Below are 17,626 nucleotides of genomic sequence, written 5' to 3'. Positions count from 1 at the left end.
AAGAATGTCCAAGGACGACGTCATTCAGATGCAAGGCGAGGTTCTTGAGAACCTCCCGAACGCGACATTTCGCGTCAAGCTCGAAAACGGCCACGTGGTGTTGGGCCATATTTCCGGCAAGATGCGTATGCATTACATCCGGATCCTGCCGGGTGACAAGGTCACAGTGGAGCTCACGCCCTATGATCTGACGCGAGCCAGGATAGTTTTCCGCTCCAAATGAGCGGAACCGGATTACGGAAAATTAGGAGTCAACCATGAAAGTAATGGCATCGGTTAAGCGGATCTGCCGCAACTGCAAAGTTATCAAACGTCACGGCGTGGTGCGCGTTATCTGCACCGACCCGCGTCATAAGCAGCGTCAAGGCTAACTCGGGTTAGCGACTACGCAACAGATTTATTCAAGGAATAGTCATGGCCCGTATTGCTGGCATTAACATCCCGCCGCAACAGCACGCCGAGATCGGACTGACCGCCATTTTTGGCATCGGTCGTACGCGCGCTCGCAAGATTTGCGAAGCGGCAAACGTACCCTTTGACAAGAAGGTCAAGGATCTGAACGACGCTGAATTGGAACGCGTCCGCGAACATGTTGGTCTGTTCACGGTTGAAGGCGACCTGCGTCGTGAAGTACAGCTCTCGATCAAGCGTTTGATCGACCTGGGAACCTACCGCGGTATGCGTCACAAGCGCGGTTTGCCCGTGCGCGGCCAGCGCACTCGCACCAACGCCCGGACCCGCAAGGGCCCGCGTCGTGCTGCTGCGTCCCTGAAGAAATAATCGAGGAACTGGATTATGGCGAAAGCTTCCACCAGCGGCGCTTCGCGCGTGCGCAAAAAGGTCAAGAAGAACGTCTCGGACGGCATCGCGCACGTTCACGCTTCGTTCAACAACACCATCATCACCATCACCGATCGTCAGGGCAACGCGCTGTCGTGGGCCACGTCGGGCGGTGCTGGTTTCAAGGGCTCGCGCAAGTCGACCCCGTTCGCCGCGCAGGTCGCTGCTGAAACGGCTGGCCGCGTCGCGCTGGAGTACGGCATCAAGACGCTGGAAGTGCGTATCAAGGGCCCCGGTCCTGGCCGCGAATCGTCGGTCCGCGCTCTGAACGCGCTGGGCATCAAGATTTCGTCCATCGCCGACATCACGCCCGTTCCGCACAACGGCTGCCGTCCGCCGAAGCGTCGTCGTATCTAAAGGGAATCCACATGGCACGTTATATTGGACCCAAATGCAAGCTCTCGCGCCGCGAGGGTACTGACCTGTTCCTGAAGAGCGCCCGCCGCTCGCTGGATTCCAAGTGCAAGCTGGATTCCAAGCCTGGCCAACACGGCCGCACTTCGGGTGCCCGCACTTCCGACTACGGCCTGCAGCTGCGCGAAAAGCAAAAGCTCAAGCGCATGTACGGCGTGCTGGAAAAGCAATTCCGCAAGTACTTCGCTGAAGCCGAGCGTCGCCGTGGCAACACCGGCGAAACGCTGATCCAGTTGCTGGAATCGCGCCTGGACAACGTCGTCTACCGCATGGGCTTCGGCTCGACGCGCGCCGAAGCTCGCCAGCTGGTGAGCCACCGCGCCATCGAACTGAACGGCCACACGGCTGACATCGCTTCGATGCTGGTCAAGGCTGGCGACGTCGTGTCGGTCCGCGAAAAGGCCAAGAAGCAAGGCCGCATCAAGGAATCGCTCGACCTGGCCACCAGCATCGGCATCCCCCAGTGGGTGGAAGTCGACACGACCAAGTTGACCGGTACGTTCAAGTCGGCCCCCGATCGCGCTGACGTCGCTCGCGACATCAACGAATCGATGGTCGTCGAACTGTACTCGCGTTAATCAGGCCTGCCGGCGCTACCTTCGCAGTGCGCCGGCGAGCTGGTCTCGCGACCCGTTTGCACGTCCCGCAGCAGCCCGCTTTCCGCTTTTTGGCGGAGCGGGCTTTGCGGTAAGTATCGGCCGGTGTTTTTCGCGCCGTCCGCGTTTCAAGTTTCACCCTGTCCATCAGCCTTATCGGTGTAACGAGCCGAGGGTATTGAAAAGGAACACAGTAAATGTCCACTCAAGGTTTCCTGAAGCCGCGCTCCATTGAAGTCGAACCGGTCGGCACGCACCATGCCAAGATCGTGATGGAGCCGTTCGAGCGTGGCTACGGTCACACGCTGGGCAACGCCCTGCGCCGCATCCTGCTGTCTTCGATGACCGGCTACGCGCCGACCGAAGTCCAGATGACGGGCGTGGTGCACGAATACTCGACCATCCCGGGCGTTCGCGAAGATGTCGTCGACATCCTGCTGAACCTGAAGGGCGTGGTCTTCAAGCTGCACAATCGCGACGAAGTGACCCTGGTTCTGCGCAAGACCGGCGCGGGCACCGTGCTGGCCAGCGACATCGAGCTGCCGCATGACGTCGAGATCATCAACCCCGGCCATGCCATCTGCAACCTGACGGACGCAGGCAAGCTGGAAATGCAGATCAAGGTCGAAAAGGGCCGCGGCTACGTGCCGGGCAACGTGCGCGCGCTGTCGGAAGACCGCACTCACACCATCGGCCGCATCGTTCTGGACGCCTCGTTCAGCCCGGTCCGCCGCGTGAGCTACGCCGTTGAAAGCGCCCGCGTGGAACAGCGCACCGACCTGGACAAGCTGGTCCTGGACATCGAAACCAACGGCGTGATCTCGCCCGAGGAAGCGGTGCGCCAGTCGGCCCGCATCCTGATGGACCAGATCTCGGTCTTCGCCGCCCTGGAAGGCGCTGGCGATTCGTACGAAGCCCCGGTCCGCGGCACGCCGCAGATCGATCCGGTGCTGCTGCGCCCGGTCGACGACCTGGAGCTGACCGTGCGTTCGGCCAACTGCCTGAAGGCCGAAAACATCTACTACATCGGCGACCTGATCCAGCGTACCGAAAACGAGCTGCTCAAGACCCCGAACCTGGGTCGCAAGTCGCTCAACGAGATCAAGGAAGTCCTGGCCGCACGCGGCCTGACGCTGGGCATGAAGCTCGAAAACTGGCCCCCCCTGGGCCTGGAGCGTCCCTAAGTCTTGACAGGGTGCCGCCCCTGAAAAGGGGCGGTTCCCGCAAGCAGCCGGCCTTGCGCCGGATAGTTTGCGAAACCGTCGTAAAATGCACCGTTTTCTACCGGACCGCGGCCTGATTGCAGGTTGATAGAAGAGCCGGCAACCCGATGGCTGACGCCATCTTTAGATTCAAAGGAAACTTATCATGCGTCACGGTAATGGCTTGCGTAAGCTCAACCGCACCAGCAGTCACCGTCTTGCCATGTTCCGCAACATGGCCGTTTCGTTGATCACCCACGAAGCCATCAAGACCACGCTGCCGAAGGCGAAAGAATTGCGCCGCGTCATCGAACCCCTGATCACGCTGGGCAAAGAGCCCACGCTCGCGAACAAGCGTCTGGCATTTGCCCGTCTGCGTGATCGCGACGCGGTGGTGAAGCTGTTCGCCGAAATCGGCCCGCGCTACGCGGCCCGTAACGGCGGCTACACCCGCGTGCTGAAGATGGGCTTCCGTCAAGGCGACAACGCTCCCATGGCTTTCATGGAACTGGTTGACCGTCCGGAAGTCGATGAAGCCGCTGAGGGCAGCGCCGAGTAATTTCGGTAGCTCGATAAGCGACAAGGGCGGGTCTTCGGACCCGCCCTTGTTTTTTTGCGCGCCCGCGCCGCGTTACGAGGCGTGCAGTTCGCCCCGCAATTGCGCGGCGGTCGCGGCCAGCGCTTCGGCGGCGGGCTGAGGCGGCATCTTGAAAGTCAGGTCTTGCTGCTCGATGTACTGGGTGGACGTGACGTCCTGCGGATGATGCATGGGGATGACGTGGGCGTGCGCATGCGCCACGTGGATGCCCGTGAAGGCGAAGCCCACGCGCTCCACGTCGTACAGGCGCTTCATGTGGCGGCCGAGCTTCTGGCCCAGGTTGAGAATGCTGCCCGCCAGGTCGGCCGGCATGTCCTCGTAATAGGGATAGTGCTGCTTGGGGATGATGAGCACGTGCCCGGGGCGCACCGGGTGGATATCGAGAAAGGCCAGCAGGCGTTCGTCCTCGTGCACCACGTGCGCGGGGATTTCGTGGCGGGCGATGCGGCAGAACAGGCAGTTGTCGGACATGCGTGCCTCGGTGGGAGCGGGTTGCATGGCGGCGCGTTCAAGTCCGGCGGATCCGGGCGATGGCCGCAATACCGATAAAATACCCCGAGTTACATCCCATACGGGTATTCCGAGGAGCCTCCATGTTGCGAGATGACGACGTTGTGCTGGTCATCAGCAATGCGCCCGACCTGCTGCTGGCCAAGCGGATTGCGCATGTCCTGGTTGAAGACGGCCTGGCCGCGTGCGTGAACCTTGGCGCGCCGGGCCTGTCCATCTACATGTGGAAAGGAGAAGTCGAAGGGGCGGAGGAAATCCCCATTCACATCAAGACCACATACGCGCGCCACCAGGCTGTAGTGCAGGCCCTGGCGCAGATGCATCCCTACGATGTGCCCGAGATCATCGTGCTGCCCGTCATCGGCGGCGCGGCGCCCTATCTGGACTGGGTGCGTGAGCAGACGGCCGTCACGCAGAACAAGAGAGACTGATGTTGCAACTAGCCGGTTTCGGCGCGCTTCGGCGCGAGTCCCGCGCGTCGCGCGCCTTCTTCAGGCAGTGGTTGGCCTTGCTGGCCATGATGCTGCTGTTGCTGGGCTGGCAAGCCGCTGCGCGCGCCGAGGCAGAGTTCCTGGATCCCGAGAAGGCCTTCGTGTTCAGCGCCGAGATGGTGGCGCCTGAAACGCTGGAACTGCGCTATCGCGTTGCGCCCGGCTACTACATGTACCGCGAGCGCTTCGGCATCACCATCAGTCCCATCGGCGCCGCCACGCTGGGTGAAGCTGTCTATCCCAAGGGCGAGGTCAAGTACGACCCGACCTTCGAGAAGGACATGGAAGTCTTCCACCAGGACGTGGCGATACGCGTGCCGGTGGCCGCGGGCGGACAGCCCTTCACCCTGACGCTGACCGCACAGGGCTGTGCGGATGCCGGGCTGTGCTATCCGCCCATGGACAGCAGCGTGAAGCTCACTCCGGTGGCTGGCGGCTATGCCCTGGCCGGACCGGGAGGCATCCCGGCAGCCACGTCTGGCGCATCGAGCGGTCTCGGCGCGCTGGTCAATGCCGGCGATACCGGCCTGGCTGACGCCTTGGGCGGACTGGGCTGGGTCAAGACCGCGGGCGTGTTCCTGGTGCTGGGTTTGCTGCTGGCCTTCACGCCCTGCGTGCTGCCCATGATTCCCATCCTGTCGTCCATCGTGGTGGGCGGCGCGGCGCAGGCCAAGCCTTCGCGCGGCCGCGGCCTGGCACTGGCCGCGACCTACGTGCTGGGCATGTCCGTGGTCTATACCGCGCTGGGCGTGGCTGCGGGGTTGAGCGGAGCGGGGCTAGCCGCCTGGCTGCAGACGCCGTGGATCCTTACCCTGTTCGCCATCCTGCTGGCCGTGCTGGCGCTGGCCATGTTCGACGCCTTCACGTTCCAGATGCCTGCAGGCATTCAGGGCTGGCTGTCGCAACGCTCGGCGCGCATCCCGGGCGGGCGTTACACCGGCGCGCTGGTGATGGGCGCCTTGTCGGCCTTGATCGTCGGCCCCTGCGTGGCCGCGCCATTGGCGGGTGCGCTGCTGTACATCTCGCAGACCGGCGACGTGGTGTTGGGCGGATCGGCGCTGTTCGCAATGGCCTGGGGCATGGGCGTGCCGCTGTTGATCGTGGGCGCGTCGTCGGGCGCCTTGCTGCCCAAGGCCGGGCCCTGGATGGACGGCGTGAAACGCATGTTCGGCATGCTGTTGCTGGCCACGGCTTGGTGGATGCTGATACCGGTGGTGCCGACCTGGGTGCAGATGACGGGCTGGGCCTTCCTGGCCGTGGTTGCCGCGGTGATGCTGCGGGCCTTCGATGCCTTGCCGCAAAGCGCGGGCGCGGCGCGCATGTTCGGCAAGGGCCTGGGCCTGTTGCTGGCGCTGGCGGCCGCGGCCTGGCTGATCGGCGCGGCCAGCGGCGGGCGCGACGTGCTGCAGCCGCTGTCGCATCTGGCGGCGCGCGGCGATGCGCCCGCGGGCGTGGCGGCGAGCAGCGGCGAAGTGCATTTCCAGCGCGTGCGCAATAGCGCCGAACTGGATGCCTTGCTCGCGCAAAGCCGCCAGCCGGTAATGTTGGATTTCTACGCCGACTGGTGCGTGTCGTGCCGCGAGATGGAGCGCTTCACTTTTACCGATCCGGGCGTTGCGCAGCGCATGTCGGGCATGCTGTTGGTGCAGGCCGACGTGACCGCGAACAACGCCGACGACCGCGCGTTGCTCAAGCGTTTCCGCCTGTTCGGCCCGCCGGGCATCATGTTCTTCGAACCGGGCGGAAAGGAGCTGCCCGAGGCTCGCGTGGTGGGCTTCCAGGATGCCAAGCGCTTCACCGAATCGCTGGACAAGGTGTTGCTGCGTTGAGCATCGCAGCCTTGCCGCAAGGCTGACTCCAAATACACAAAGGCCGCTGCACGGATGCATCCATGCAGCGGCCTTTTGCCGTGTGGCGATTCTGCGTTGCCGGTCCTAACCCTGTCGCGTCGCGCGCGCATCGCGGTTCTGCCAGCCCAGTTCCGCCGAGATGGCGTCGGCGCAACGCTTGATGTCGTCGATCAGCGGACTGGTCCAACGCACGTCGAATACGCCCACCGCGCCGATTGCGGTGATCGCCAGCACGACGTTGCCATTCGAGTCGAACACGGGTGCGCTCAGGCCATTGATGCCAGGGATGGGATCGCCCACGGCGCGGGCCACGCCGCATTGGCGGACTTCGCGCAGGGTGCGTTCGAACTTCTCGGTCTGGCCCAATGAAGGCACTGCGCCCAGGCGCAGATGGTCCTCGTGCAGCAGGCTTTCTATCTTCTTGGGCGGCAGCAGCGCCGCGAACACCTTGCCCGTCGCCGTGTTGGTCAGCGACATGACCGTGCCGGTGCGCATGTTGACGTGGATGGGGTAGTTGGATTCGTGCAGGTGCACGATGACCGGCCCCAGGTTGCCCAGCACCGCGATGGCGACGGTCTGCCCGCTTCTCTCGGCGAATTCGCGCGTCATCGGGATGGCAATCTTGATGGGATCGAGCCGGTGCAGCGCGGCCAGTCCCAACTGCAGCGCGAGCGGCCCCAATTCGTACTCGCCGGTGTTCGGGTCCTGCCTGACCAGGCCCAGATTCCCATAGCTGACGAGATAGGCGTGGGCATTGGCGCCCGACATGCCGGCCGCCTTGGCCAGCGCGCCCAGCGGCAGCGAGGACGAGTGTTCCAGCAGCGCCAACAGGATCTTGCCGCCGACTTCGATGGACTGGATGCCGCGCCTGCGTGGCGGCGCGGCGGGAGTGGCGTCGGCATTGCGCTTGCCGGAGCTGGATCTGGTGGCCATTTTCTTTTATCGAATGAGGTTGCCTATGTTAGTACTTTCGCTAATCGTGAACCATATTGACATTATCAAATGCCTTATCTACAGTCGAACGAATAAGAAGGCCGCACCGGTTTCGCGATCGGGAGCCGGCCGCCCCAAGGGTATGGAGACAACGTGGAAGATTCTCGTCAATACGACTGCGACGTGTTGGTGGTCGGGTCGGGCGCGTCGGGCATGGCTGCCGCAATCACCGCGGCCAGCGCCGGCCTGAAGGTCCTTATCGTTGAAAAAGAGCCGCGCTTCGGCGGCTCCACCGCGCGTTCGGGCGGCTGGCTCTGGATACCGGGCACGTCGCTGGCCAAGGTGCAGGGCATCCATGAGACGCCGGACGAAGGCCGCGCCTATTTGCGCCACGAAGCCGGCGACAGCTACAACGCCGAACGCGTGGATGCCTTTCTGGAGCAGGGTCCGCGCGCCGTGGATTTCTTCACGTCGAACACCGAAGTGCAGTTCGACATGCCGCTGGTGTTCCCCGACTATCACGCGGAAGCGCCCGGCGGCAAGCAGGGCGGACGCTCGATGGTGGCGCGGCCCTACGATGGCCGCAAGCTCGGCGCCCACGTCAGGGACCTGGCGCCCGCGCTGCCCGAGCTGACCGTGTTCGGCATGATGCTGGGCTCGGGCAAGGAGATCGTGCACTTCATGCGCGCCACGCGCTCGGTGGCCTCGGCCTGGTACGTGGCCAAGCGTCTGACACGGCATTTCCTGGACGTGGCCAAGCATGGGCGCGGCATGACGCTGACCAACGGCAATGCGCTGGCGGGCCGGCTGGCTGCCTCCGCATTCAAGCTGGGCGTGCCGCTGTGGTTGAACGCGCCGGCCAGGTCGCTCATCATCGAAGATGGCGCCGTGCGCGGCGCGGTGGTGCAGCGCGATGGCGCGACGGTGCGCGTGCGCGCCGCGCGCGCCGTGGTGCTGGCTTCCGGCGGCTTTCCGTACGACATCGAACGCCGCAAGCAGTTGTATGCGCACGCGCCCAACGGCACGGAGCACTACTCGCCGTCGCCCACCGGCAACAGCGGCGACGGGCTGCGCCTGGCCGAGAGCGCGGGCGGCCAGGTCAACACAGGTTTGCCCAATGCCGCCGCATGGGTGCCGGTGTCCGTGGTGACGCGCAAGGACGGCAGTCCGGGCTACATGCCGCACTTCATCGACCGCGCCAAGCCGGGTGTCATCGCCGTCACGCGCAATGGCCGCCGCTTCACCAACGAAGGCAGTTCGTATCATGACTTCGTGCAGGAGATGGTGCGAGCATGCGAGGGGCAGGGCGAGACTTGCGCCTGGTTGATCTGCGACCACAAGGCCTTGCGCAAGTACGGCCTGGGCAGCGTTGCGCCGTTTCCGTTGCCCATCAAGCGCTATCTGGATACGGGTTATCTGATGCGCGGCGCATCGGTGGCGGAGTTGGCGCGGAAAGCCGGCATCGACGCCGGCAGCCTGCGCCAGACGGTCGAGGCCTACAACCGCGAGGCCGCGCTGGGACGTGATCCGCAGTTCGGCAAGGGCAGCAAGGCCTACAACCGCTATCAGGGCGACGCGATGCACGGTCCCAATCCCTGCGTGGCGCCTATCGTGCGGGGGCCGTATTACGCGATCAAGGTCATGATCGGCGACATCGGCACCTTTGCCGGCCTGAAGGTCGATGGCCAGGGCCGCGCGCTGAGCGAAACCGGAGACGTCATACCCGGCCTGTATGCCGTGGGCAACGATGCCTGCAGCATCATGGGAGGCAACTACCCGGGCGCGGGCATCACTCTGGGGCCGGCGCTGACCTTCGGCTACATCGCGGGCCAGAGCATCGCAGCTACCGGCAAGGCCGCGGCGCGCGTGCCGGCTGCGGGCGTACCAGCCGCTTCGGCGCAGGCAGCCGCATGAGCGCCGCGCCGGCGGGACTGCTGCAGGGCAAGCTCGCCCTGGTGACGGGAGCGGGGCAGGGCAACGGACGGGCATTGGCACTGGGCCTGGCGGCCGCGGGCGCGCGCGTGGTGGCGACCGATGTGCAGGCTGATCATGCGATGCAGACGGCAAACGCCATCATCGGCGCGGGCGGCGAGGCGTGGAGCCACGCGCTGGACGTGACGGACCCCGATGCTTGCGCGGCAGTCGCGGCGCAGGTGCAACTGGAAGTGGGGCCGATCGACGTACTCGTCAACAACGCCGGCATCCTGATCCGCGAAGGCATAGACAGTCCGCGCGCCGCCGAGAACTGGCGCCGCGTGCTGGACGTGAACCTGAACGGCAGCTTCAACATGATCCACGCTTTCCTGGGCGCGCTGCGCGCCACGCACGGCGTCATCATCAACGTGGGTTCCATCGCGTCGTTTGCCGGGGTGGGCGCTACCTTGGGCTATTCACCATCCAAGGGCGGCGTGAAGATGATGACGCAGGCCATGGCGCGCGACCTCGCGCCTGACGGCATACGGGTCAACGCGATCGCGCCGGGCGTCATCGAAACGCCGATGACGCAGTTCACGCGCGACGATCCCGCGCGCCTCGCGAGTTTCATGCAGCGCATACCGCTGGGACGGGTGGGACAGCCCGAAGACCTGGTGGGCCCCGCCGTGTTCCTGGCTTCGCCGATGGCGCAGTACGTGACAGGCGTGTCCCTGCCGGTGGATGGCGGCTACCTCGCGGTATAGCGCCAGGCTCCACGGGCGAGGGGCAGAAAGAAGAATCATCGACGTGCAGCACATCTGAAAAACACAGGAGACAACGATGAAAGCAACGGGGATTTTTTCCACCTTGTCGAAGGCGGCCGTCTTGTGCGCGCTGGCGCTTGGCGCGCAGGCCTACGCCCAGGACATCAAGATCGGCTTCAATGGCGACCTGTCGGCGTCGCCGTCCGCGCAAAGCGGGCAGGCCGCGGTGCTGGGCCTGCGCACCGCCATTGACGACATCAATGCCAATGGCGGCCTGCTCGGGCGCAAGCTGGTGCTGGTGGTGCGCGATGACCTGTCGCAGCCGCCCAAGTCGATCCAGAACATGGCGGACCTGATCGACAACGAGAAGGTCGTGGCCATCGTGGGCCCCACCAATTCGGGCAACGCGCTGGCCTGGAAGCACATCCCGAACCAGAAGAAGATCCCGGTCATGGGCGCCATCGGGTCGGGCACCGACATCACCAAGCCCATGCGCGCAGGCGCGGAGAACTATATGTTCCGCGTCGGCATGGTGGATCGCGAACAGGTGGACGGCGTGATCGGCTACCTGAAGAAGAATCCCAAGGTCAAGAACGTGGGCTTCATGATCGAGACCACCGGCTATGGCCAGAGCGCGCTCAAGGACCTGGAGGAAGTGGGAGCGGCGCAGGGCATCAAGGCCGTCGCGGTCGAGAAGTTCGGCGTCGCCGATACCGACATGACCTCGCAGCTGAACAAGCTGAAGGCGGCGGGCGTGGACACGGTGGTGATCTGGGCGCAGAGCACGCCGATCGCCCACGTGTTCCGCAGCATGGAGAAGATCAACTGGTTCCCGTTGACGCTGACCTCGTGGGCGGCGGACAACATTGCCTTCTACGACACGGCGGGCAAGACGCTGTCGGAGAAGCCTTTCTTCCTGCGCACCATTACCGACAACCGTACGCCCGCGCAGCAGAAGCTGTATGACCGCGTGTCGGCCAAGATGACCTCGCCCACCGCGTTCGGCTTCCTGGCGCACGCCTACGACGGCATGAACCTGCTGGGCATGGCGATCAAGCAGGCGAATTCCACCGATGGCGACAAGGTGCGTCTGGCGCTGGAGAACCTGGACGGTACCTACGAAGGCGCGATGAAGACCTACACCAAGCCGTTCTCGGCCACGGTGCATGACGCGCTGCTGGTTAGCGACTACAAGTGGGCGCACTGGCAGGACGGCAAGCTGGTTCCCTACGCGGACGACGTGACCGTCGCCGTTGCCAAGTAGAAGCAGGAAGGCGACAGGGACAGGAGGCCATCATGTTGGCGACATTGTTGCAGGCGCTCGTCAGCGGGCTAGCCGTAGGGGGCGCCTATGCGCTGGTGGCGCTGGGCTTCAGCATCACGTTCACCACCACGCGCACGCTCAACTTCGGGCATGGGGAGTTCGTGTCCGTGGGGGCGTTCATCGGCGTGGGCGCCTTGTTCCTGTTTGCCGGCAAGCCGGTCACCACTGCGGCCTTCACAGGCCTGGAACTGAGCGGCTGGGAGTACCTGCTGGCCGGCCTGGTGGCGGTGCTGGTGATGGGTTTGCTGGGCGTGCTGCTGTACGTGTTCGGCGTGCGGCCGTTCGCTTCGCGCCCGGGCATGGCATGGGTCATGAGCACGCTAGGCTTCGGCATCCTGTTGCAGAGCGCCGCGTTCGCGGTCTGGGGACCCGCGCCCGTCACGGTGCCGGCGCCCTTCGGCGATGACGTGATCCGCGTGTTCGGCGCGGGCGTGCGCAGCCAGGAGCTGCTGCTGCTTGCCGTTGCGGTCGCCGTGATGGTGTTGTTCGACCGCGTCATGAACCGCACCGTGCTGGGCAAGGCGATGCGGGCCGTGGCCGCCAATCCCGCGGTCGCCAACCTGATGGGCATCAACGTGAACGCGGTGATGACCGGGGCCTTCTTCGCCAGCTCGGCGCTGGCCGGGTTGGCGGGCTTTTTGGTTGCGCCGATCACGTCGGCTTCGATATTCATGGGCCTGGCCATCGGCCTGAAGGGTTTTTCGGGCGCGATGATAGGCGGCCTGTCGAATCCGCGCGGCTGCGTGCTGGGCGGCTTCGTGCTGGGTCTGCTGGAATCCTATGTGAACCTCTGGCAGTCGCAATGGCGCGAAGTGGCGATCTTCGGATTGGTGATCCTGGTGCTGGCGGTCAAGCCCACCGGCCTGTTCGGCAAGCGCCTGGTGGAGAAGGTATGAAGCGGCACGGGCAGGCCCTGATCACCGTGGCGCTGGCGGCGGCGCTCGCCGTATTCGCCGCCCTGGTGGACAACGATTACTACCTGCGCATCGTATTCATGGCCTGCGTGTACTACCTGTGCGCGGCGGGCGTGAACGTGTTGGTGGGGTATGCGGGGCAGAAGTCGTTGGGGCAGGCGGGCCTGTTCGCGGCCGGCGCCTATACCGCAGCCTTGCTGACTTCGCGCTGGCAGGTCGATCCGTGGCTGGCCCTGGCGGCGGCGCCCGTGGTGGCCGGCGTGTTCGGTGTGCTGATTGCCCTGCCGTCGCTGCGGGTGAAGGGGCCTTACCTGGCCATGGTGACGCTGGCCTTCGGCATTGTCATGGAGAAGATCGTCACCGAATGGGTCGACGTGTTCGGCGGCCCTTCGGGCCTGTTCGGCATCATGCCGCTGACATGGGGCGGCAATGCGTTCACCAACCAGCAGTGGGTGTGGTTCGCGCTGCTGCTGTGCGTGGCGACGCAACTGTTGCTGCGCAACGTGCTGGACGGGCGCTTCGGGCGCGCGCTGCTGTCGGTGCAGGCCGACGAGATCGCCTCGTCTTCCGTCGGGGTGCGGGTGTATCGCGCCAAGGTCATCGCGTTCGTGGTGGCAGCCGTGACCTGCGGCATCGCGGGCGCGCTGGTGGCGCAGCAGAACCAGTACATCAACTCGGATTTCATCGGTTTCAACCTGTCGATCTTCATCCTGCTGCTGGTGCTGTTCGGCGGGGCGGGCTCGAAGGCGGGGCCGGCCGTAGGGGCGATTGCGCTGACCATCATCGACGCGATGCTGGCGCGCTGGCCGTCGGTGCAGCATTTCTTCTACGGCGCCTTGCTGTTGTTCGCGTTGTACTTCATGCCGGGCGGCGTGATGGGATTGTTCTCGCGCCGCACGCGCCGGGTCGCGGATGCGCGGCCGCAAGGCGGGGGCGAGGCGGCCGCGCCGGCCATGGCCAGGCAGGCGGTTCCGGCGCAGGAAGACCTGCTGCTGGTGGTGGAGAGCCTCTCCAAGGCCTACGGCGGCGTGAAGCCGGCGCAGGACATTTCCTTCTGCCTGAGGCGCGGCCACGTGCATGCGCTGATCGGGCCGAACGGCGCGGGCAAGAGCACGCTCATCAACATGCTCAGCGGCGTGGTGCTGCCGGACGCGGGCGTGGTCCGCTTCCAGGGCACGGACATCGCGGGCGAGCGGGCGCACGTGATCTGCAAGCTGGGCATAGGCCGCAGCTTCCAGAACCTGCGCCTGTTCGGCGACCTGTCGGTGCTGGACAACGTGCTGCTGGGCCGCCACAGCCGCATGAAGAACGGCTTCTGGGCGTCGCTGCTGGGGCTGCCCGGCGCGCGCAGCGAGGAGGAGCGCGCGCGCGAGCACGCCTATCGGCTGGTGCGCATGGTGGGCCTGGAGCATCTGGCCGACACGCCGGCGGGCAGCCTGCCCTACGGCCTGCAGCGGCGCGTGGAACTGGCGCGCGCATTGGCGACCGAACCGACCTTGCTGCTGCTGGATGAGCCGGCGGCCGGGCTGAACCCGCAGGAGACCGCGGAACTGGGCCAGCTGCTGGTGCGCATCGGCGCGTCCTGCGGCATCACGCTGCTGATGGTCGAGCACCACATGGATCTGGTGATGGCGATTTCCGACCACGTGATCGTGCTGGACTACGGCATCAAGATCGCCGAGGGCAAGCCGGCGCAGGTGCAGGCGGACAAGCGGGTGATCGAGGCGTATCTCGGAACCGGCATGGCCTGAGGCCAGGCCATGGGCGTAGGAACAGGCAACAAGACGATGCTGAAACTAGAATCCGTGCAGATTTCGTATGGCGCCATCCAGGCGGTGCGCGATGTGTCGCTGGAGATCCGCGCGGGCGAGATCGTGACCATCATCGGCGCCAACGGCGCGGGCAAGAGCACGCTGTTGAAGGGGGTGGCGGGCCTGGAGCCCTTGCAGGGCGGACGCGTGACCTTCGACGGACGCGACATCACGCAGGTGGCGGCGCATCAGCGCGTGGGCCTGGGCTTGGCGCTGTCGCCGGAAGGGCGCGGCGTGTTCGCGGACCAGACGGTCTACGACAACCTGGTGCTGGGCGGCTACACGCGGCGCAGGGATCCCGCGGCGGTGGCCGAAGGCGTGGAGCGCGGCTACCGGCTGTTTCCGCGGCTGCGGGAACGGCGCGAGCAGCTGGCCGGTACCTTGTCCGGCGGCGAGCAGCAGATGCTGGCGATGGCGCGCGCCCTGATGAGCGAGCCGCGCCTGCTGTGCCTGGACGAGCCTTCGCTGGGGCTGGCGCCGCTGATCGTGCAGGACATCTTCGCGGCGATCTGCAAGCTGCGCGACGACGGCCTGACCATCGTGCTGGTTGAGCAGATGGCCAACCAGGCGCTGGGCGTGGCGGACCGGGCCTATGTGCTTGAGACCGGGCGCATCACGCTGAGCGGCTCCGGCGCGGAACTGCTGCGCGACCCCAACGTGCGGGCGGCCTACCTCGGCGCGCATTGAGTCCAGGCCCCAGGCGCGATACCATGTCCGCGGCGTCGCGTGGGCGGCGCGTTCCATTTCCCTTCCAGGCCGGCGCCCGTGACGTCCCCGACAGTTGATGCAAGCCAGGACCGCACAGGTCTTATCTATCTTCAATTGATGTTCGTGATGGCCACATGGGGCCTGAACATCGTCTCGGTCAAGTACCTGACGCTGCACATGGATGTGCAGGCCCTGGCGGCCGTGCGCATCGTCATCGCGTTCATCACCGTCACCCTCATCATCAAGGCCCGCCGCGGCCGCATCCCGCGGCTGGGCCGCGCGGAGCTGGGCTGGGTCGCGCTGGCGGGCTTCCTGGTGGTGTACGCGCACCAGATGGCGCTGGTGACGGGCCTGCGGGTGTCCTCGGCCGCGAACGGCACGCTGATCATGGCGACCAGCCCTTTGCTGTCGGCGCTGCTGGCCGCCATCTTCTATCGCGAGAAACTGACGCTGGTGCGGATTTCCGGCGCCTTACTGGGCCTCTTGGGCGTGGGCATGGTGGTGGTCGGCAGCGGCGCGCGGATCGGCCTGACGGGCTGGGGCGATGCCATCGTGTTCGTGGCGGTGCTGGTGTTCGTGTGCGGCGGCCTGGTGATCCAGCGCATGTCGCGCAGCATGGATCCGCTGGGCATGCTCTGGTACATGTACCTGGCCGGCGGCCTGATGCTGGTGGTGCATGCGGCGCTGACGCCAGCGACCTATCAGGGAGATACCTGGCAGATGACGTGGTGGCCGTGGCTGGTGCTGCTGTTTTCCGCGGTGATCGCCTCGGGCGTCAGCAATATCGTCTGGAATGCCGGCATCGCGCGGCTGGGCATCAGCCGCGCGGCCTTGTTCGTGAACTGGCTGCCGATCTTCGGCCTGCTGTTCGCGGCCCTGTTCCTGGATGAGCACGTCACGCCCACGCACGTTGCGGGGCTGGCCTGCGTGCTGGGAGGAACCTGGCTGGGATTGCGGCGCGGGGCGCCGGCGGCGGGCCGCAGTGCGGCCGCCAAGACCTGATTCGCGGCATGCGTCGCGGGCGGCCCAGGGCGGCCCGGCCCGCGATGCCGCAAGCGCTTAACGCTGGCTCTTCAGCAGCTTTGCGGCTTCGACCGCGAAGTACGTCAGGATGCCGTCGGCGCCGGCGCGCTTGAACGCCAGGAGCGCTTCCATCATGACCTTGTCGTGGTCCAGCCAGCCGTTCGCGGCGGCGGCCTTGATCATGGCGTACTCGCCGCTGACCTGGTAGGCGAAGGTGGGCACGCGGAACGTGTCCTTGACCCGGCGCAGCACGTCCAGGTAGGGCATGCCGGGCTTGACCATGACCATGTCGGCGCCTTCCTGCAGGTCGGCGGCCACTTCGCGCAGGGCTTCGTCGAGGTTGCCCGGATCCATCTGGTAAGCCATCTTGTTGGACTTGCCCAGGTTGGTGGCCGACCCCACGGCGTCGCGGAACGGGCCGTAGAAGGCGCTGGCGTACTTGGCGGAGTAGGCCATGATCTGCGTGTGGATGTGGCCGTTGGCTTCCAGCGCGCGGCGCACGGCGCCGATGCGGCCGTCCATCATGTCGCTGGGGGCGACCATGTCGACGCCGGCCTCGGCCTGGGTGAGTGCCTGCTTGACCAGGATCTCGACGGTGGCTTCGTTGATGACGTAGCCGTTCTCGTCGATGACGCCATCCTGGCCGTGGCTGGTGTACGGATCCAGCGCCACGTCGCACAGGATGCCGAGCTCGGGGACGTGCTTCTTCAGTTCGCGCACCACGCGCGGAATCAGGCCGTCGGGGTTGGTGGCTTCGATGCCGTCGGGCGTCTTGAGCGCGGGGTCGATGGCGGGGAACAGCGCCAGCACGGGAATGCCGAGCTCCACGCATTCCCGGGCTACCGGCAGCAGCGTGTCCAGCGAATAGCGGACCACGCCCGGCAGGGACGGCACGGCTTGCTGCAGGCCGGTGCCTTCGGCCACGAACACGGGGTAGATCAGATCGTTGACCGTCAGGGCGTTCTCGCGCACCAGGCGGCGGGTGAAGTCGTCGCGGCGCAGGCGGCGCGGGCGGGATACCGGGAATTCAGGGGAGATGATCTGCGGGTTCATGGTACGACCTTGGGAGAAATCCAGTTTTCTATGTGCGCGCCGGCCTCTTCCAGGCCGATGCGTTCGGGCGCGGAGAAGGGAATGGTGTGCAAGGCGCCGATGTCGGCCAGGTCCTTGCGCACGGAGAACACGGTGCGCATGCGCTGGCCGTAAGGCAGCTTGTCGGCCTTGGTCAGCAGCGCCAGCACCGGGCGTCCGGTGGGGGCGATGAAATTGGCGAGGCGGCGGTCCAGTTCGGTGACGCCGCGGCGGATGTCGATGAGCAGCACGATGCCGACCAGCGATTCGCGGTCGCGCAGGTAGCCGCCCAGGATGTCGGCCCACTTTTCCTTTTCGTTGCGGGCCACGGACGCGTAGCCGTAGCCGGGCAGGTCGACGAGATAACCGATGTGGCCTTCCGGATCCAGGGGGTCGGGCAAGCCGAACATGTTGATCAAGCGCGTGCGGCCCGGCGTCTTGCTGGAAAAGGCAAGGCGGCGCTGGTTGCACAGCACGTTGATGGCCGTGGATTTGCCGGCGTTGGAGCGGCCGACAAAGCAGACCTCGGGAGCGCCGGCGGCCGGCAACTGGTCGAGGCGAGCCGCGGAAGTGAGGAAAGAGGCGCGATGTAGGAGGGACACGGGTGGCTTTGGATACGGTTGGTTTCGAGCCCTATTGTATAATCCGGCGTTTGCAACAGTG

Annotated in this window: 20 protein-coding genes; 16 read left to right on the top strand and 4 right to left on the bottom strand. The window is 65.6% G+C overall.

The features are described 5' to 3' along the window. The first annotated feature begins 4 nt into the window (after window positions 1-4). The 7 genes from infA to rplQ all read left to right on the top strand — a co-directional run bounded on the left by infA (window position 5) and on the right by rplQ (window position 3,611). On the top strand, window positions 5-223 hold the full coding sequence (infA, locus tag BRO63_RS31435; RefSeq protein WP_003806927.1) for a translation initiation factor IF-1: 219 nt from the start codon (window positions 5-7) through the stop codon (window positions 221-223). A 34-nt stretch (window positions 224-257) separates the two neighbouring features. Further along, the gene (gene rpmJ / locus BRO63_RS31430; protein ID WP_003806928.1) at window positions 258-371 is read left to right on the top strand and encodes a 50S ribosomal protein L36; all 114 of its coding nucleotides are present in this window, start codon (window positions 258-260) and stop codon (window positions 369-371) included. A 43-nt stretch (window positions 372-414) separates the two neighbouring features. After that, window positions 415-780, top strand: a complete 366-nt coding sequence (rpsM, locus tag BRO63_RS31425; RefSeq protein WP_006216517.1) for a 30S ribosomal protein S13 — start codon at window positions 415-417, stop codon at window positions 778-780. A gap of 15 nt (window positions 781-795) precedes the next feature. Continuing rightward, entirely contained in the window at window positions 796-1,197 is a 402-nt protein-coding gene (rpsK, locus tag BRO63_RS31420) for a 30S ribosomal protein S11 (RefSeq protein WP_006216516.1), read from the top strand. 11 nt (window positions 1,198-1,208) lie between these two features. After that, window positions 1,209-1,832 carry a 30S ribosomal protein S4 gene (gene rpsD / locus BRO63_RS31415; RefSeq protein WP_088143469.1) on the top strand — a complete coding sequence of 208 codons (624 nt, stop codon included), beginning with the start codon at window positions 1,209-1,211 and terminating at the stop codon, window positions 1,830-1,832. A gap of 215 nt (window positions 1,833-2,047) precedes the next feature. After that, entirely contained in the window at window positions 2,048-3,034 is a 987-nt protein-coding gene (locus tag BRO63_RS31410) for a DNA-directed RNA polymerase subunit alpha (RefSeq protein ID WP_006216514.1), read from the top strand. Between the two features lie 184 nt (window positions 3,035-3,218). Continuing rightward, window positions 3,219-3,611 carry a 50S ribosomal protein L17 gene (rplQ, locus tag BRO63_RS31405; protein ID WP_088143468.1) on the top strand — a complete coding sequence of 131 codons (393 nt, stop codon included), beginning with the start codon at window positions 3,219-3,221 and terminating at the stop codon, window positions 3,609-3,611. Between the two features lie 72 nt (window positions 3,612-3,683). Here rplQ and BRO63_RS31400 read toward each other — a convergent pair whose 3' ends face one another. Then, a complete protein-coding gene (locus BRO63_RS31400; RefSeq protein ID WP_088143492.1) occupies window positions 3,684-4,121 on the bottom strand; it encodes an HIT family protein in 438 nt (145 codons plus the stop codon). 122 nt (window positions 4,122-4,243) lie between these two features. On the opposite strand from BRO63_RS31400, the gene cutA reads away from it, so the two are divergent. After that, complete coding sequence (cutA, locus tag BRO63_RS31395; protein WP_054457254.1) at window positions 4,244-4,591, top strand: divalent-cation tolerance protein CutA; 348 nt, start codon at window positions 4,244-4,246, stop codon at window positions 4,589-4,591. After that, a complete protein-coding gene (gene dsbD, locus BRO63_RS31390) occupies window positions 4,591-6,480 on the top strand; it encodes a protein-disulfide reductase DsbD (RefSeq protein WP_088143467.1) in 1,890 nt (629 codons plus the stop codon). Before cutA ends, dsbD begins: the two co-directional genes overlap by 1 nt. Window positions 6,481-6,585: 105 nt before the next feature. Here dsbD and BRO63_RS31385 read toward each other — a convergent pair whose 3' ends face one another. After that, entirely contained in the window at window positions 6,586-7,434 is an 849-nt protein-coding gene (locus tag BRO63_RS31385; protein ID WP_088143466.1) for an IclR family transcriptional regulator, read from the bottom strand. 153 nt (window positions 7,435-7,587) lie between these two features. On the opposite strand from BRO63_RS31385, the gene BRO63_RS31380 reads away from it, so the two are divergent. The 7 genes from BRO63_RS31380 to BRO63_RS31350 all read left to right on the top strand — a co-directional run bounded on the left by BRO63_RS31380 (window position 7,588) and on the right by BRO63_RS31350 (window position 15,871). After that, a complete protein-coding gene (locus BRO63_RS31380) occupies window positions 7,588-9,348 on the top strand; it encodes an FAD-dependent oxidoreductase (protein ID WP_088143465.1) in 1,761 nt (586 codons plus the stop codon). Beyond that, window positions 9,345-10,112, top strand: coding sequence for an SDR family NAD(P)-dependent oxidoreductase (locus BRO63_RS31375; RefSeq protein ID WP_088143464.1), 768 nt, complete (start codon window positions 9,345-9,347; stop codon window positions 10,110-10,112). The genes BRO63_RS31380 and BRO63_RS31375 overlap by 4 nt, the downstream gene beginning before the upstream one ends. A 76-nt stretch (window positions 10,113-10,188) precedes the next feature. Continuing rightward, on the top strand, window positions 10,189-11,376 hold the full coding sequence (locus BRO63_RS31370) for an ABC transporter substrate-binding protein (protein WP_088143463.1): 1,188 nt from the start codon (window positions 10,189-10,191) through the stop codon (window positions 11,374-11,376). A 32-nt stretch (window positions 11,377-11,408) separates the two neighbouring features. Continuing rightward, complete coding sequence (locus tag BRO63_RS31365) at window positions 11,409-12,332, top strand: branched-chain amino acid ABC transporter permease (RefSeq protein WP_088143462.1); 924 nt, start codon at window positions 11,409-11,411, stop codon at window positions 12,330-12,332. Continuing rightward, complete coding sequence (locus BRO63_RS31360; protein WP_088143461.1) at window positions 12,329-14,101, top strand: branched-chain amino acid ABC transporter ATP-binding protein/permease; 1,773 nt, start codon at window positions 12,329-12,331, stop codon at window positions 14,099-14,101. Before BRO63_RS31365 ends, BRO63_RS31360 begins: the two co-directional genes overlap by 4 nt. Before the next feature lie 36 nt (window positions 14,102-14,137). Beyond that, a complete protein-coding gene (locus BRO63_RS31355; RefSeq protein ID WP_088143460.1) occupies window positions 14,138-14,848 on the top strand; it encodes an ABC transporter ATP-binding protein in 711 nt (236 codons plus the stop codon). A gap of 138 nt (window positions 14,849-14,986) precedes the next feature. Further along, window positions 14,987-15,871: a DMT family transporter gene (locus tag BRO63_RS31350; protein ID WP_088143491.1), complete on the top strand. Its 885-nt coding sequence runs from the start codon at window positions 14,987-14,989 to the stop codon at window positions 15,869-15,871. A gap of 57 nt (window positions 15,872-15,928) precedes the next feature. On the opposite strand, the gene hemB is transcribed toward BRO63_RS31350, so the two are convergent. Together hemB and yihA are read right to left on the bottom strand one after the other, a co-directional pair. Continuing rightward, the gene (gene hemB, locus BRO63_RS31345) at window positions 15,929-16,945 is read right to left on the bottom strand and encodes a porphobilinogen synthase (RefSeq protein ID WP_088143459.1); all 1,017 of its coding nucleotides are present in this window, start codon (window positions 16,943-16,945) and stop codon (window positions 15,929-15,931) included. Continuing rightward, window positions 16,942-17,565 carry a ribosome biogenesis GTP-binding protein YihA/YsxC gene (yihA, locus tag BRO63_RS31340; RefSeq protein WP_008169015.1) on the bottom strand — a complete coding sequence of 208 codons (624 nt, stop codon included), beginning with the start codon at window positions 17,563-17,565 and terminating at the stop codon, window positions 16,942-16,944. The genes hemB and yihA overlap by 4 nt, the downstream gene beginning before the upstream one ends. Window positions 17,566-17,626: the final 61 nt, after the last annotated feature.

Source organism: Achromobacter xylosoxidans (assembly GCF_002192695.1).
Taxonomy (GTDB): Bacteria; Pseudomonadota; Gammaproteobacteria; order Burkholderiales; family Burkholderiaceae_B; genus Achromobacter; species Achromobacter xylosoxidans_C.
Note: the sequence above shows the minus strand (reverse complement) of the source record. Positions and strands in the feature narration are given on the sequence as shown.